A 14172-nucleotide genomic window follows, 5' to 3' on the forward strand; every position below is an offset into this window, starting at 1 on the left:
TGGGACAGGGGCGCTGTCCGGTGGTTCAGCGAGCTCTGTTGAGGGTCTGCAGGGCGGCCCTGAGCAACGGGCCCACCTGGGGGGTGCCCTCGGCGGCCTCGGCCTGGGGGGTGACGGCGGCGACCGCCTCGTCGGCCTCCCGCGTGGCGTAGCCGAGGCCGATCAGGGCCGCGTGGAGCTGGTCGCGCCAGCCCTGGGCGGCGGGGGCGCCGACCGCGGGGGCGCCGAGGGGTTCGCCGAGCCGGTCCTTCAGCTCCAGGAGGAGCTTCTGGGCGCCCTTCCTGCCGATGCCGGGGACGGCGGTGAGGGCCTTCTCGTCGCCGGTGGAGACGGCTCGGCGCAGGGCGTCCGGGGAGTGCACGGCGAGCATCGCCTGGGCCAGACGGGGGCCGACGCCGCTGGCGGTCTGGAGCAGTTCGAAGACCTGGCGCTCGTCGTCGTCGGCGAAGCCGTACAGGGTCAGCGAGTCCTCGCGGACGACGAGCGAGGTGGCGAGCTTGGCCGGACGGCCGGGCCGGAGTGTCGACAGGGTGTTCGGGGTGCAGTGGACGGCCATGCCGACGCCGCCCACCTCGACCACCGCGGTGTCCGGGGCGAGGGCGGCGACCGTGCCGCTGACGAAGGCGATCATGCCGTACGGCCTTTCGATGCGGAGTTCGGCGCGAGGGGCGCCCGGGCGGTGTGCGGGGCCGCGGCGTGCTGGGCGACGGCGCGCTGGAGCCGGTTCTGGGCGGGGGCGCGCCAGATGTGGCAGATGGCGAGGGCGAGCGCGTCGGCCGCGTCGGCGGGTTTCGGCGGTGCGGCGAGCCGGAGCAGCCGGGTGACCATGGCGCCGACCTGGGCCTTGTCGGCGCGCCCCGAACCGGTGACGGCGGCCTTGACCTCGCTGGGGGTGTGCAGGGCGACCGGGATGCCGCGGCGGGCGGCGCACAGCATGGCGACGGCGCTGGCCTGGGCGGTGCCCATGACCGTGCGGACGTTGTGCTGGCTGAAGACGCGCTCCACCGCCACGTACTCGGGCCGGTGCTCGTCGAGCCACTGCTCGATGCCCTGTTCGACGGCGACGAGGCGGTGGCCCAGCTCCGCGTCGGCGGGTGTGCGGACGACGCCGACGCCGAGCATGGTGAGCGGCCGCCCCGGGACCCCCTCCACGACGCCGACGCCGCAGCGGGTCAGCCCCGGGTCCACCCCCAGTACGCGCACCTGCCGCCCCTTTCGCCGACCACCTCGATCGCCTGCCCGTGCGGGCTTCCCCGATCACCCGTCCGTGCGGACTCCCGGTCACCTGTTTGTGCAGGCTATCGGGTACCACTGACAGAGCGACGGGCCGACGGGGTGTCTCCCGCCGGCCCGCCGGAACTGGAAATGGAACTGGAAGTTGACGCGTTACGCGTCGACCTTCTCCATGACCTCGTCGCTGACGTCGAAGTTGGCGAAGACGTTCTGCACGTCGTCGCTGTCCTCCAGCGCGTCGATCAGCTTGAAGATCTTCCTGGCGCCCTCCTCGTCCAGCTCGACCTGCATGGTCGGGACGAAGTTGGCCTCGGCGGAGTCGTAGTCGATGCCCGCCTCCTGGAGAGCGGTGCGCACCGCGACCAGGTCGGTGGCCTCGCTGAGCACCTCGAAGTTCTCGCCGAGGTCGTTGACCTCCTCCGCGCCCGCGTCCAGAACGGCGGCCAGGACGTCGTCCTCACCGAGGTCGCCCTTGGGGACGATGACGACGCCCTTGCGGTTGAACAGGTACGACACCGAGCCCGGGTCGGCCATGGAGCCGCCGTTGCGGGTCATGGCGACCCGGACGTCGGAGGCGGCACGGTTGCGGTTGTCGGTGAGGCACTCGATGAGCACCGCGACGCCGTTCGGACCGTAGCCCTCGTACATGATCGTCTCGTAGTCGGCGCCGCCGGCCTCGAGACCGCCGCCGCGCTTGACGGCGGAGTCGATGTTCTTGTTCGGCACCGACTGCTTCTTGGCCTTCTGCACGGCGTCGTAGAGCGTCGGGTTGCCCTCGAGGTCGACGCCGCCCATGCGCGCCGCGACCTCGATGTTCTTGATCAGCTTCGCGAAGAGCTTGCCGCGCTTGGCGTCGATCACGGCCTTCTTGTGCTTCGTCGTAGCCCATTTAGAGTGGCCGGACATCTGCCTGTCTCCTTCGCGTAACCCCATCACTGCAACGAACGCAGGAATCCTACAAGGACTCGGCCGACCGCTCGGCGCGCACCATGTCGACGAAGAGCGCGTGCATGCGGTGGTCGCCGGTCAGCTCCGGGTGGAACGAGGTCGCCAGCGCGTTGCCCTGGCGCACGGCGACGATGTGACCGGCGTGCTCGGCGAGCACCTCGGTGCCGGCGCCGACGGACTCCACCCAGGGGGCGCGGATGAAGACGCCCTCCACAGGGGGGCCGTCCACGCCCTTGACGTCGACGGGCGGCCTCGAAGGACTCGTTCTGCCGGCCGAAGGCGTTGCGACGCACGATCATGTCGATGCCGCCGACGGTCTCCTGGCCCGAGCGGGGGTCGAGGATCTTGTCGGCGAGCATGATCATGCCCGCGCAGGTGCCGTAGACAGGCATGCCGTCGCGCACGCGCGCGCGCAGGGGTTCCATCACGTCGAAGAGGACGGCGAGCTTGGAGATGGTGGTGGACTCGCCGCCGGGGATGACCAGGCCGTCCACCTCGGCGAGTTCGTCGGGGCGCCGAACCGGCCTGGCCACGGCGTCGGCCGTGGCCAGGGCGGTGAGGTGCTCCCGTACGTCGCCCTGGAGGGCCAGGACGCCTATGACGGGGGTGTCGCTCATGGAAGGGGTGCCTTACCAGCCGCGGTTGGCGTAGCGCTCGGTCTCGGGGAGGGTGTCGCAGTTGATGCCGACCATGGCCTCGCCGAGGTCGCGGGACGCGTCCGCGATGATCTTCGGGTCGTCGTAGAAGGTGGTCGCCTTGACGATGGCGGCGGCGCGCTTGGCCGGGTCGCCGGACTTGAAGATGCCGGAGCCGACGAAGACGCCCTCGGCACCGAGCTGCCGCATCAGCGCGGCGTCGGCCGGGGTGGCCACGCCGCCCGCGGAGAACAGCACCACCGGGAGCTTCCCCAGCTCGGCGACCTCCTTGACCAGCTCGTAGGGGGCGCGCAGCTCCTTGGCGGCGGCGTACAGCTCGTTGTTGTCGCAGCCGCGCAGCTTCGCGATCTCGCCCTTGATCTGGCGCAGGTGGCGGACCGCCTCGACGACGTTGCCGGTGCCGGCCTCGCCCTTGGAGCGGATCATGGCCGCGCCCTCGGCGATGCGGCGAAGGGCCTCGCCGAGGTTGGTGGCACCGCACACGAAGGGGGTGGTGAAGGCCCACTTGTCGGAGTGGTTGACCTCGTCGGCCGGGGTGAGGACCTCGGACTCGTCGATGTAGTCGACGCCGAGCGACTGCAGGACCTGGGCCTCGACGAAGTGGCCGATGCGGGACTTGGCCATCACGGGGATGGAGACCGCGCCGATGATGCCCTCGATCATGTCCGGGTCGGACATCCGGGCCACGCCGCCGTCCTTGCGGATGTCGGCCGGGACGCGCTCCAGTGCCATGACGGCGACGGCACCCGCGTCCTCGGCGATCTTGGCCTGCTCGGGGGTGACGACGTCCATGATCACGCCGCCCTTGAGCTGCTCCGCCATGCCGCGCTTGACGCGGGCGGTGCCGGTTTCGGGGGTGGGGGCGGAGGACGTGACGGACATGAGGTGACCTCGCTCGGGGGAAGGGGTTCGCTCGGCTTTCTGCCGGTTCGAGAAAACGGCAGCCAGGCGGTCCACGGCAAGGGCCAATGAGCGGGCGGTGGATCGTTTTCGCCCCCGCCGCCCCTTCCCCTCCCGACCCGGGGCGTCGCCCCCGACGCCCTCGCGCGGTTCCCCGCGCCTTGCGGGGCGCTCGTTCACCTGTCCGTCAGGGCCGGGGGCGCCTCGTCGTCCATCTCGAACGCCATCGGGAACGGGGCGTGGCCCGCCAGGCGGAACCAGCGGACCTTGCGGTGCAGGCGCAGTGCCCTGGCCGCGCGTACCGCGTCGTTGTGGAAGCGACGGGCCATCGGCACCCTGCGGACCGCCTCGGTGAGTTCCCGGGCCGCGTCCTGGCCGCCGGGCACCCTGCGGACCTCCTCGACCTGCTGGGCCTCGGCGAAGACGGCCCGCAGCGCCTGGCTCAGCTCGCTCTCCGCGACCTCCCGCTGCTCCTCCTCGGCCTGCCGGGCGGCGTGCGCCGCCTCGTACAGCACGATGGAGGCGGCGGGGTCCAGCACCCCCGAGGTGGCCAGTTCCTGGGCGACCGAGGCGCGGCGCAGCAGGGTCGCGTCCAGGGCGGCACGGGCCGCGTCGATCCGGGCGTGCAGCCGGTCCAGCCGCCCGGCCGTCCAGCTCAGGTAGAGGCCGACGGCGACGAGGGCGACGAGGATCCAGATCAGCGTTGCGGTCACGGGCGGCAAGGCTACCGGCACGCCCCGCGGGCCGGTCCCGGGCGCCGGTCGGTCCGGCACCGGTCGGTCCCGGGCGTGGCCCGGTCCCGGGCGCCGGTCAGTCCCGGGCCAGTCCCAGGCGGGCCCGCAGCCCCGGCGAACGGTCGTCGTCGGCCGCGGCCACCGCCGCCGCGCCGGCCGTCACCGTCTCGTAGACCGACATGATGTCCGCGCCGACCGTCGACCAGTCGAAGCGCCGGACATGGGCGCTCCCCCGCTCCCGCAGTCCGGCGCGGCGCCCGGGGTCGCCGAGCAGCCGTATCGCCGAGTCGGCGAGGGCGTCGGCGTCCTCGTTGGCGAAGAGCTCGCCCGCGGAGCCGTGGTCGAGCACCTGGGCGAAGGCGTCGAGGTCGGAGGCGAGCACCGGGGCGCCCGCCGACATCGCCTCGACCAGGATGATGCCGAAGCTCTCGCCGCCGGTGTTGGGCGCCACGTACAGGTCGACGCTGCGCAGGAAGCGTGCCTTGTCCTCGTCGCTGATCATGCCGAGGAACTCCACGCGGGCGCGCAGTTCCTTCGGCAGGCCGGCGACGGCCTCTCTCTCGTCGCCGCGCCCGGCGACCAGGAGCCGGGCCTCCGGGTGGGCGGCGAGGATCCTCGGCAGCGCCTTCATGAGCACGGGCAGGCCCTTGCGGGGCTCGTCGATGCGGCCCATGAAGCCGAGCGTGCCGCCCTGCCACTCCGGCTTCGGCTCGGCCCGCGCGAAGAAGCCGACGTCGACGCCGTTGGGGATGACCACCGCGTCCCCGCCCAGGTGTTCGACGAGGGTGCGGCGGGCGTACTCGCTCACCGCGATCCGTGCGCTGATCTTCTCCAGCGCCGCCTGGAGGATGGCGTACGCGGCGATCATCGCCCTCGAGCGCGGGTTGGAGGTGTGGAAGGTGGCGACGATCGGGCCCTGCGCCGCCCAGCAGGCCAGGAGGCCGAGTGAGGGCGAGGTCGGCTCGTGGATGTGGATGACGTCGAACGCGCCGTCGTGCAGCCAGCGCCGGACCCGGGCCGCGGAGAGGAAGCCGAAGTTCAGGCGGGCCACCGAGCCGTTGTACGGCACCGGGACCGCGCGGCCCGCGGAGACGACGTACGGGGGCAGGGGGGTGTCGTCGTCGGCGGGGGCGAGGACGGAGACCTCGTGGCCCTGGCGGAGGAAGTAGTCGGCGAGGTCGCGGATGTGGAACTGGACGCCGCCCGGCACGTCCCAGGAGTACGGGCAGACGATGCCGATCCTCACGACGGCTCCCCGGCGGCCGGAACGGCCCCGTCGGTGCCGGTCGGTGCGGCGCCCGCGGCACCTCCATCGGTTCCGGTCCCGGCACCCCCGTCGGTACCGTTCGGCACCGGTCGGCGCGGACCGGTGGGCGCGGTCCCGTCGGCGCCGGCTCCTTCCCCGTCGGCCGGTGCGCGGCGCGGTTCCAGGTCGGCGAGCCACAGTCGCTGCAGCATGTGCCAGTCCTCCGGGTGGTCGGCGATCCCCGAGGCGAAGGCATCGGCCAGCGCCTGTGTCATGACAGACGTCTTCTCGGTGCGCGTACCTGACGCGGGTACCTCGACCGGGGGGTGGACCCGACCCCGCATGACGGGCGAATCGTCGTACCAGAGGGTGACCGGGAGCAGCAGGGCGCCGGTCTGCTGGGCGAGCAGCGCGGGGCCGGCCGGCATCCGGGCGGTCTCGCCGAAGAAGTCGACGGCCACGCCGGAGGACGACAGGTCACGGTCGGCGACCAGGCAGACCAGGCCACCGGCCCGCAGCCGCCGGGCGAGGGTGCCGAAGGCGGCGCCGCCGCTGTGCGGGAGCACCTCCATGCCGAGGCCCTCGCGGTAGGCGACGAAGCGGTCGTACAGCGTCTCGGGCTTGAGGCGTTCGGCGACGGTGGTGAACGGGGTCTCGAGCGCGGTGGTGACCCAGGCGCCGGCGAGGTCCCAGTTGGCCAGGTGCGGCAGGGCGAGGATGACGCCGTTGCCCGCGGCGAGCCCGTCGGTGAGGTGGTGCACGTCCTGGGGGGCGAATCCGCCGCGTACCCGGTCGGCGCTCCACGCGGGCAGCCGGAAGGACTCCATCCAGTAGCGCAGGTACGAGCGCATCCCGGCGCGGGAGAGCGCGGCGAGCCGCTCGGGGCCCGCGTCGGGCACCACGCGCGCGTAGTTGGCCTCCAGGCGCAGCACGCCGTTGCCGCGTTGCCTCCAGGCGAGGTCGGCGACGGTCCGGCCGAGGCGGACGGCGGCGGGCTCGGGGAGCTTCTTGACCGTGCTCCAGCCGAGCCCGTAGAGGGCGTCCGTCAGCCGCTCGCGGGCACCGCTCACTGCCGGGCTCCGCTGCCGTGCTCGGCGCCGCTCCCGCCGGCGGCCGCGGCCTCGGCCTCGGCCTCGGCGGATTCGCGGCGGACCGTGACGACGCGCTGGACCAGCGTGACGAGGCTGCCCACGGCGACGATCCACAGGGCCACGGGCAGGAGGTACTGGATGCCCGGCACCCCGAACTTGTGCAGTCCGGCGAACCCGGCGGCGACCAGCGAGATCACCAGCCGCTCGGCGCGCTCCACCAGGCCGTTGACGGCGACCGGCAGGCCGATCGACTCGCCGCGCGCCTTGGTGTACGACACCACCTGGCCGCTGGCCAGGCAGAAGATTGCCACCGCGCAGAGCAGGTTGTCGTCGCCCCGGCCCGCGTACCACAGGGCGAGGCCGCCGAAGATCGCGCCGTCGGCCACCCGGTCGAGGGTGGAGTCCAGGAAGGCGCCCCAGCGGCTGGAGCGGCCGAGCTGGCGGGCCATGTTGCCGTCGACGAGGTCCGAGAAGACGAACAGGGTGATGACGACCGTGCCCCAGAACAGCTCACCCCGGGGGTAGAACACCAATGCCCCGGCGACCACACCGGCGGTACCCAGGAGCGTGACCGTGTCGGGGCTGACCCCGCGGCGGATGAGGAACGAGGCGAACGGTGTGAGAACACGCGTGAAGAATGCACGCGCGTACTTGTTCAGCATGGCCTTCCCGACGGTCGGTGTGGCCGCGGCCCCTGCTGGCCGCCGGCTGGCCCATCGTAGCCACGCGGGCGCGGCGGCGACGGCCGGGCACCCGCGGCCCGTGGTCACGGCCTGGCGGCGCCCCGGTCACGGCCCGGTCGCGGACAGCGGTGACGGCTGAGGTGGGACGGCGGGGACGGCGGGAGCAGGGTGGCGGGGAGGGCGGGGGCGCGAGCGGTGGGGACGGCAGAGGCGGGAACGGCGGACGACGTTCCGGGACGAGGATGTCGTTCGTATGGACGCACCGTGACACCAGTGCCAAGCTCGAAGGACCGCGGGCGTCGCCGCAGCCGCCAGTGCACGCGGTGCCGCGTGTCCGCGCCCACAGCGACCAGTGACCTCACCGTGTACGGGAGGCAGGACCATGGGCGACAAGACGCACACCCACCCCGGGGCCGCCGGCAGGGCGCCGACGGCCGACCGTCCCGCGTCCGTGCGGAACGTGGTGCTGGTCGGCCACAGCGGATCGGGCAAGACGACGCTGGTGGAGGCGCTCGCGCTGACGGCGGGAGCGGTGAACCGGGCGGGCCGCGTGCAGGACGGCGGCACCGTCTCCGACTACGACGACATCGAGCACCGCCAGCAACGCTCCGTACAGCTCTCCCTCGTCCCCGTCGAATGGGACGGGTTCAAGATCAATCTGCTGGACACCCCCGGATACGCCGACTTCGTCGGGGAGCTCAGGGCCGGTCTGCGCGCCGCGGACGCGGCCCTCTTCGTCGTCTCCGCCGCCGACGGCGTGGACGGCTCGACCCGGATGGTGTGGGAGGAGTGTGCGGCGGTCGGCATGCCGCGCGCCCTCGTCATCACGCACCTGGAGGCGGCGCGCGCCGACTTCGAGGAGACGACCCGGCTGTGCGCCGAGGCCTTCGGCGCCGACGACCCCGACGCCGTGCTCCCCCTGTACCTGCCGCTGCGCGGCCCGCAGGGGCCCGACGGGCACGCGCCCGTCACCGGGCTGATCGGGCTCCTCACCCAACGCCTGTTCGACTATGCCTCCGGGCGGCGCGAGGAGTCCGAGCCGGGCCCCGAGCGGTTGCCGCTGATCGAGGAGGCCCGCGACCGGCTGATCGAGGGGATCATCGCCGAGAGCGAGGACGAGACGCTCATGGACCGCTATCTGGGCGGCGAGCGGATCGACGTCAAGACACTGATCGGGGACCTGGAGCGGGCCGTGGCGCGCGGTTCCTTCTTCCCCGTGCTGGCCGCCGCCCCGGCGGCCGACGGGGCGCGGCACGGGCTGGGCACGGTGGAACTCCTGGAACTGATCACCGGCGGCTTTCCCACCCCGCCCGAGCGCGTGGCACCGGCGGTCACCACCCCGGACGGGCGGGAGCGGGCGATCAAGACGTGCGATCCGGAGGGGCCGCTGGTCGCGGAGGTCGTCAAGACGGCCTCCGACCCCTATGTGGGGCGCGTCTCGCTCGTACGGGTATTCTCCGGGACGCTGCGACCCGACGAGACCGTCCACGTGTCCGGGCACGGACTGACCGACCGCGGCCACGAGGATCACGATGTCGACGAGCGGATCGGCGCGCTGTCCACGCCGTTCGGCAAGCAGCAGCGCCCGGTCGCGCACTGCGTCGCCGGCGACCTCGCCTGTGTGGCGAAGCTGAACCGGGCCGAGACCGGCGACACCTTGTCCGCGAAGGACGATCCGCTGCTCATGGAGGCCTGGCGGATGCCGGAGCCGCTGCTCCCTCTGGCCATCCGGGCCCACAGCAAGGCGGACGAGGACAAGCTCTCCCAGGGACTGGCCCGGCTGGTCGCCGAGGATCCCACGATGCGGCTGGAGCAGAACCAGCACACCCATCAGGTCGTCCTGTGGTGCCTCGGCGAGGCGCACGCGGACGTGGCCCTGGAACGGCTGCGCAGCCGGTACGGCGTGCAGGTCGACACCGAGCCGCACCGGGTCTCCCTCAGGGAGACGTTCGCGGAGCGGGCGGCGGGGCGCGGCCGGCACGTCAAGCAGTCCGGCGGGCACGGGCAGTTCGCGATCTGCGAGATCGAGGTCGATCCGTTGCCGGCGGGTTCCGGCATCGAGTTCGTCGACAAGGTCGTCGGCGGCGCGGTGCCGCGGCAGTTCGTCCCGTCGGTCGAGAAGGGGGTGCGCGCGCAGGCCGCCCGGGGGATCGTCGCCGGGTATCCGCTGGTCGACGTGCGGGTGACCCTGCTCGACGGCAAGGCGCACTCGGTGGACTCCTCCGACGCCGCGTTCCAGACCGCGGGCGCCCTCGCGCTGCGCGAGGCGGCGGCCGGGGCGAGGATCCATCTGCTGGAGCCGGTGGCGGAGGTGTCGGTGCTGGTCGGCGACGACTTCGTGGGCGCCGTGATGAGCGACCTGTCCGGGCGGCGGGGACGGGTGCTGGGCACCGAACAGACGCCGGGCGGGCGGACGGTCGTGCGGGCGGAGGTGCCCGAGATCGAGATCAGGCGGTACGCCGTCGACCTGCGGTCCCTCTCGCACGGCACGGCCCGCTTCGACCGGGTGTACGCGCGCCACGAACCGATGCCCGCGCAGGTGGCGGACCGGTTGCGGGCACAGGAGCGGGAGGCGTCCTGAGGGTCGCGGCCGGGCTTTCCTCCCACGATGTCGGTGCGGGCCGTTACGCTGATCACGTGATCGCTTGATGGCGTGATCGGGACGCACGGCCCGTTCAACAGGTGTGCGGAGCAAGGAAGTCGGGAAAGGCCGCAAGCAGCGGGGTACGGCGGCGAGTGGGGGCGGCAGTGGCGGACGACGGATTCGATTTCACCCCGGGGGCACAGGTGCCCCTCGCGGGTGCCGCGGGCCAGACGGCGGCGACCTATGCGCTGGCGTCCGCGGCGTACCGCGACGACGAGGTCACCAAGATCCTCGAGGCCGACAACGAATGGCACAAGTCGAAGGTCTCGGAACCGCGCATCAAGATGCTGCGGCCCCGGCTCGGCGAGGCGTTCTCCCGCGCCGTGATCGACCGCATGCTGGGTGCCGGCCGGGCACCGCTCATCCAGTCCTTCGGCACCGAGCCCCAGGTCGTCGTGGAGCACTGTCTGGCCGCGCACCGCATACGCCGTGAGCGGGACAACTGGCTCACCGCGGTGACGGTGCTGTGCGGGCTGCTCTTCCTGCCGGGGTTCCTGGTCTGGCTGCTGATCTTCATCCTGCGGGCCAATGTCGCCAAGGCCACGGACAAGCGGGCCTCCGCGCTCGGCACGGGTCTGCTGTTCGCCTTCGGGGCACTTGCCGTGCTGTTCCTGATCATGATGCCGTTCGCCGGCTTCTGGGGATGGTACGCGCGGGCGACGGTCGTCATGCCGGTCGTCGGCTGGCTGTGGGCCAAGCGCATCTGCGAACGGACGGCGGTGGACCTGCGGGAGCGGTGGTCCAGCCTGCTGGCCGGTGGCGGTCTCGGGGCGAAGATCCCCGAGGCGGTACCCGGCAGCCCCGGGGAGTCCGCCGCGGAGCAGTTGCGCAAGGAACTGGTCCGGCTCAGCGCCGAGCAGCGTTCCAACTCCGTCTTCTACGCCGGCCCGAAGGGCATCCTCGGGATGGGGACCCGGTGGGGAAGCTGGCAGCTCGCGGAGGATCTGGTCTCGCGCGAACCGGGCAAGGAGATCAACCCGTTCCGCAGCTGGGACGTGGTGCGCGCGATCCACGACCAGCTGAAGCTGCTGGAGCGCGGGCCGCTGAACACGGGCGGTTTCCCGGCGCCCTCGGTGAAGCACTGGATCGTCACACCGGTCGGGGAGAACGCGGGGGCGGTGTCCCGGCCCAGCGGTACGGACGTGGACGCGTACCAGGTCAAGTCGCACGCGATACAGGACATCTGCAACAAGCAGCAGTTCGGGGCGGGCGACCGGCACTACCTCGGCGTGCAGTGGACGCTGTGGGACGGGCAGCTGGTGCTCACCATGATGATCACGGTGACGGTGCTGCACGAGACGCTGCGGATCGAGGTGACCGGGCACGCGCTCGGGCCGGTGCACTCGCTGTTCACCAGCAAGCCGGCGGCCAAGACGAAGACGGTGCAGAAATCCGTCAAGTTCTGGGAGACGCGTTCGGTGAAGCTGCCGCTGGTCGACGCGGACGAGGTGGTACGGCTGGCGGCGCGGGCGCCGCTGACCTGGTACCCGCCGCTGCTGAACTGGCTGGGCGGCACGCTGACGCTGCCGGAGCCGTTCGGACTGCGGCACGCGTGGGCCGATCAGCCGTGGCGGCACCGTTTCATGGCCGACGACGCGTTGCGGGCGGCTACGCCGGTGCTGCGGGTGGTGCACTCGGCCGCGCTGAAGGTCCTCGCGGAGAACGGCGTGGACACGGAGCGGTTCGGGGCACGGTCGTCGGCCCTCAGCGGGCAGGTGCAGGATGCGTCGCCGCGGAAGGCGGACCTGTACGACGCGTAGTTCTGAGCCGGAGGGGGCGTGCGTCCCGGACGCCCGTCCCAGGGCGGTCCTGGACCGCCCGCCCCCTCCCTTCCGGCGCACCGCCCCGGGCCCCGCGCGGCGTCGCTACGCCGTCGGCCAGGCGTCCGCCAGCATCTTGCGGGTGTCCGCCAGGAGTTGGGGCAGGACCATGGTGTGGCCGACCACCGGCATGAAATTGGTGTCGCCGCCCCAGCGCGGGACGATGTGCTGGTGCAGATGGGCGGCAATGCCCGCGCCGGCGACACTGCCCTGGTTCATGCCGATGTTGAAGCCCTGGGCGCCGGAGGCGGTACGCAGGGCCGTCATCGCCTGTTTGGTGAGCTCCCCCAGTTCGGCCGTCTCGGCGGAGCTGAGGTCGGTGTAGTCGGCCACGTGGCGGTACGGGACGGCCATCAGGTGACCACCGTTGTACGGGTACAGGTTGAGCACCGCGTAGACCTGCTCGCCGCGCCTGACGACGAGACCGTCCTCGTCGGACTGCGCCGGGATCGAGCAGAAGGGACAGCCGTCGCCGGACCCGGGACCGGTCGGCTTGTTCTCGCCCTGGATGTAGGCCATCCGGTGGGGTGTCCACAGCCGCTGGAAGGCGTCCGGGGTACCCACTCCGATCTGCTGCTCCGGCTCACTCGTCATGCCGAGCAGCATATGGCGTCACCCGTCGGCGGCGTGTCCCCGGGGCGACGGGAAGCCGGTCCCGGGCGAAGCCGGGGCCGTGCGGGACGACGGTCGTACGAGGGTGTGGGAGGGACGCAGCGAGGTGCCGCTCGGTGTCGCGTCCCTGCGATGGGGTGCGGGCTCGCCCTGCTGGGGGCGGTGACCGGGTCGTTCTCTTCGTGGCTCGTCGCGGCGTTCACCCACGAGGACCCTTCGGAGGGCCGAGCCGAACTCTCGGGGGATGACTGGAGCAAACCTGTACGCGGTCCTCGACAGGTTCGGCGCGATCTCGGCGATCTCGGCAATGGCCTCGTCGAACGGGCTTCTGCTTCTGGTCTTTGCCGATCTTCCGCCGCATGCGGTCCCCCCACCCCGTCCACAGCGCTCCGTCCGACGCCCGTACGGTCCCGACGACTGGTCGACCACGGCCCGCAGCCCCCTCTTCCTCGCGTCCGCGCCCAACGTGTGCTCCAGGAGGAGGACGACGAAGAGCTGATGCGGGCGGGCCTCGGCCGACGGCCGTGCGGAGCGGACGACTTCCCGTCACCGTTCACCGAAGTGCCAGGGTCTTCCCCCGTCTTGCCCTCTTCGGGCGTACGCCGCAAACAGCCCGGGTATCACCGAACCGGCAGTGAACGGGACATCAGCTGCCGTGGGTGAGCGAGGAGTTGGTGCGGATGGCGAGCTGGTACGAGGGGCCGCTGGCGGCCTTCGACACGGAGACGACGGGCGTGGACGTCGAGAGCGACCGGATCGTGTCGGCCGCCGTCGTGGTGCAGGAGGCCTCGGGCGCCCGCCCACGGCTGCGGCGCTGGCTGGTGAACCCGGGCGTACCGGTACCCGCGGCGGCCACGGCGGTGCACGGGCTGGCCGAGGAACATCTGCGGCACAACGGGCGGTGGCCCGCGCCCGTGATCCAGGAGATAGCCGACGAGCTTCAGTACCTGGCAGTGGCCGGGCGGCCACTGGTGGTGATGAACGCGCCGTTCGACCTGACGCTGCTGGACCGGGAACTGCGCCGGCACCGCGCCTCGTCGCTGGACCGGTGGCTCGCCGCCTCGGCACCGCTGCGCGTCCTCGATCCGCGGGTCCTGGACAGGCATCTGGACCGCTACCGCAAGGGCCGCCGCACGCTGACGGATCTGTGCGCCCACTACGGGGTGGCGTTGGAGGGGGCGCACGACGCGGCGGCCGACGCACTCGCCGCCCTGGAGGTGGTCCGGGCGCTGGGCCGCCGGTTTTCCACGCGGCTGGAGCGACTCACCCCGGCGGAGCTGCACACCCTGCAGGGCGGCTGGCACGCGGCCCAGGCGCGGGGGCCGCAGGCGTGGTTCACCCGGACGGGATCCGAGGAGTGGGTGGACCCGGAGTGGCCGGTGCGACGGGAGCTGCCGACGGCCGCTTAGCGCGCCGCGCGAAAGCGGCGTCGTCCTCCCTCGGGGCGGGACGTGCGCAACGTCCCCCCGGCATGCGAAAGGCCGGTCCGCGCTGGCGGACCGGCCTCTCCCGGGTGGGCGATACTGGGTTCGAACCAGTGACCTCTTCGGTGTGAACGAAGCGCTCTCCCACTGAGCTAATCGCCCGGGAACGCACTGAACAATA

At 72.4% G+C, this 14172-nt stretch carries 12 protein-coding genes, 1 tRNA gene and 2 pseudogenes; 4 read left to right on the plus strand and 11 right to left on the minus strand.

Going from position 1 to position 14172, the window contains the following annotated elements; genetic code table 11:
• Positions 1–25: 25 nt before the first annotated feature.
• The 9 genes and pseudogenes from ruvA to pgsA form a co-directional block, all read right to left on the minus strand.
• Positions 26–631 carry a Holliday junction branch migration protein RuvA gene (gene ruvA, locus QFZ64_RS07095; RefSeq protein ID WP_307063470.1) on the minus strand — a complete coding sequence of 202 codons (606 nt, stop codon included), beginning with the start codon at positions 629–631 and terminating at the stop codon, positions 26–28.
• Positions 628–1203 carry a crossover junction endodeoxyribonuclease RuvC gene (ruvC, locus tag QFZ64_RS07100; RefSeq protein ID WP_307063472.1) on the minus strand — a complete coding sequence of 192 codons (576 nt, stop codon included), beginning with the start codon at positions 1201–1203 and terminating at the stop codon, positions 628–630. Before ruvC ends, ruvA begins: the two co-directional genes overlap by 4 nt.
• Positions 1204–1386: 183 nt before the next feature.
• Positions 1387–2139 carry a YebC/PmpR family DNA-binding transcriptional regulator gene (locus QFZ64_RS07105; protein WP_307063474.1) on the minus strand — a complete coding sequence of 251 codons (753 nt, stop codon included), beginning with the start codon at positions 2137–2139 and terminating at the stop codon, positions 1387–1389.
• A gap of 49 nt (positions 2140–2188) precedes the next feature.
• A pseudogene (gene pdxT, locus QFZ64_RS07110) lies at positions 2189–2798 on the minus strand (pyridoxal 5'-phosphate synthase glutaminase subunit PdxT).
• Between the two features lie 12 nt (positions 2799–2810).
• On the minus strand, positions 2811–3719 hold the full coding sequence (gene pdxS / locus QFZ64_RS07115) for a pyridoxal 5'-phosphate synthase lyase subunit PdxS (protein ID WP_307063477.1): 909 nt from the start codon (positions 3717–3719) through the stop codon (positions 2811–2813).
• Between the two features lie 194 nt (positions 3720–3913).
• Positions 3914–4459 (minus strand): hypothetical protein, encoded by a 546-nt coding sequence (locus QFZ64_RS07120; RefSeq protein ID WP_307071604.1) that lies wholly within the window; start codon positions 4457–4459, stop codon positions 3914–3916.
• Between the two features lie 88 nt (positions 4460–4547).
• Positions 4548–5717, minus strand: a complete 1170-nt coding sequence (locus tag QFZ64_RS07125; RefSeq protein WP_307063479.1) for a glycosyltransferase family 4 protein — start codon at positions 5715–5717, stop codon at positions 4548–4550.
• Positions 5714–6787, minus strand: a complete 1074-nt coding sequence (locus QFZ64_RS07130) for a phosphatidylinositol mannoside acyltransferase (protein WP_307063481.1) — start codon at positions 6785–6787, stop codon at positions 5714–5716. Before QFZ64_RS07130 ends, QFZ64_RS07125 begins: the two co-directional genes overlap by 4 nt.
• The gene (gene pgsA / locus QFZ64_RS07135) at positions 6784–7470 is read right to left on the minus strand and encodes a phosphatidylinositol phosphate synthase (RefSeq protein ID WP_373430563.1); all 687 of its coding nucleotides are present in this window, start codon (positions 7468–7470) and stop codon (positions 6784–6786) included. Before pgsA ends, QFZ64_RS07130 begins: the two co-directional genes overlap by 4 nt.
• A 403-nt stretch (positions 7471–7873) precedes the next feature.
• Here pgsA and QFZ64_RS07140 point away from each other — a divergent pair, with 403 nt between their 5' ends.
• Both QFZ64_RS07140 and QFZ64_RS07145 read left to right on the plus strand, forming a co-directional pair.
• Positions 7874–10072 carry an elongation factor G-like protein EF-G2 gene (locus tag QFZ64_RS07140; protein ID WP_307063483.1) on the plus strand — a complete coding sequence of 733 codons (2199 nt, stop codon included), beginning with the start codon at positions 7874–7876 and terminating at the stop codon, positions 10070–10072.
• Positions 10073–10239: 167 nt separating this feature from the next.
• Positions 10240–11895 (plus strand): hypothetical protein, encoded by a 1656-nt coding sequence (locus QFZ64_RS07145; protein WP_307063485.1) that lies wholly within the window; start codon positions 10240–10242, stop codon positions 11893–11895.
• Positions 11896–12000: 105 nt separating this feature from the next.
• Here QFZ64_RS07145 and QFZ64_RS07150 read toward each other — a convergent pair whose 3' ends face one another.
• Positions 12001–12561 carry an HIT domain-containing protein gene (locus tag QFZ64_RS07150; protein ID WP_307063487.1) on the minus strand — a complete coding sequence of 187 codons (561 nt, stop codon included), beginning with the start codon at positions 12559–12561 and terminating at the stop codon, positions 12001–12003.
• Between the two features lie 138 nt (positions 12562–12699).
• Here QFZ64_RS07150 and QFZ64_RS35310 point away from each other — a divergent pair.
• A pseudogene (locus QFZ64_RS35310) lies at positions 12700–12780 on the plus strand (two pore domain potassium channel family protein); the annotation flags it as partial.
• A gap of 467 nt (positions 12781–13247) precedes the next feature.
• Complete coding sequence (locus QFZ64_RS07155; RefSeq protein ID WP_307071605.1) at positions 13248–13976, plus strand: exonuclease domain-containing protein; 729 nt, start codon at positions 13248–13250, stop codon at positions 13974–13976.
• Between the two features lie 105 nt (positions 13977–14081).
• Here the strand turns inward: QFZ64_RS07155 and QFZ64_RS07160 are convergent.
• Positions 14082–14153, minus strand: a tRNA-Val gene (locus tag QFZ64_RS07160).
• Between the last annotated feature and the right edge of the window lie 19 nt (positions 14154–14172).

Origin of the sequence: Streptomyces sp. B3I8 (assembly GCF_030816915.1) — a bacterium.
Taxonomy (GTDB): domain Bacteria; phylum Actinomycetota; class Actinomycetes; order Streptomycetales; family Streptomycetaceae; genus Streptomyces.

What these genes read in the sequence shown, in the direction of transcription:
- ruvA (WP_307063470.1), bottom strand. Translation starts at nt 631, where the DNA reads ATGATCGCCTTCGTCAGCGGCACGGTCGCCGCCCTCGCCCCGGACACC.
- QFZ64_RS07105 (WP_307063474.1), bottom strand. Translation starts at nt 2,139, where the DNA reads ATGTCCGGCCACTCTAAATGGGCTACGACGAAGCACAAGAAGGCCGTG.
- pdxS (WP_307063477.1), bottom strand. Translation starts at nt 3,719, where the DNA reads ATGTCCGTCACGTCCTCCGCCCCCACCCCCGAAACCGGCACCGCCCGC.
- pgsA (WP_373430563.1), bottom strand. Translation starts at nt 7,470, where the DNA reads ATGCTGAACAAGTACGCGCGTGCATTCTTCACGCGTGTTCTCACACCG.
- QFZ64_RS07140 (WP_307063483.1), top strand. Translation starts at nt 7,874, where the DNA reads ATGGGCGACAAGACGCACACCCACCCCGGGGCCGCCGGCAGGGCGCCG.
- QFZ64_RS07150 (WP_307063487.1), bottom strand. Translation starts at nt 12,561, where the DNA reads ATGCTGCTCGGCATGACGAGTGAGCCGGAGCAGCAGATCGGAGTGGGT.
- QFZ64_RS07155 (WP_307071605.1), top strand. Translation starts at nt 13,248, where the DNA reads ATGGCGAGCTGGTACGAGGGGCCGCTGGCGGCCTTCGACACGGAGACG.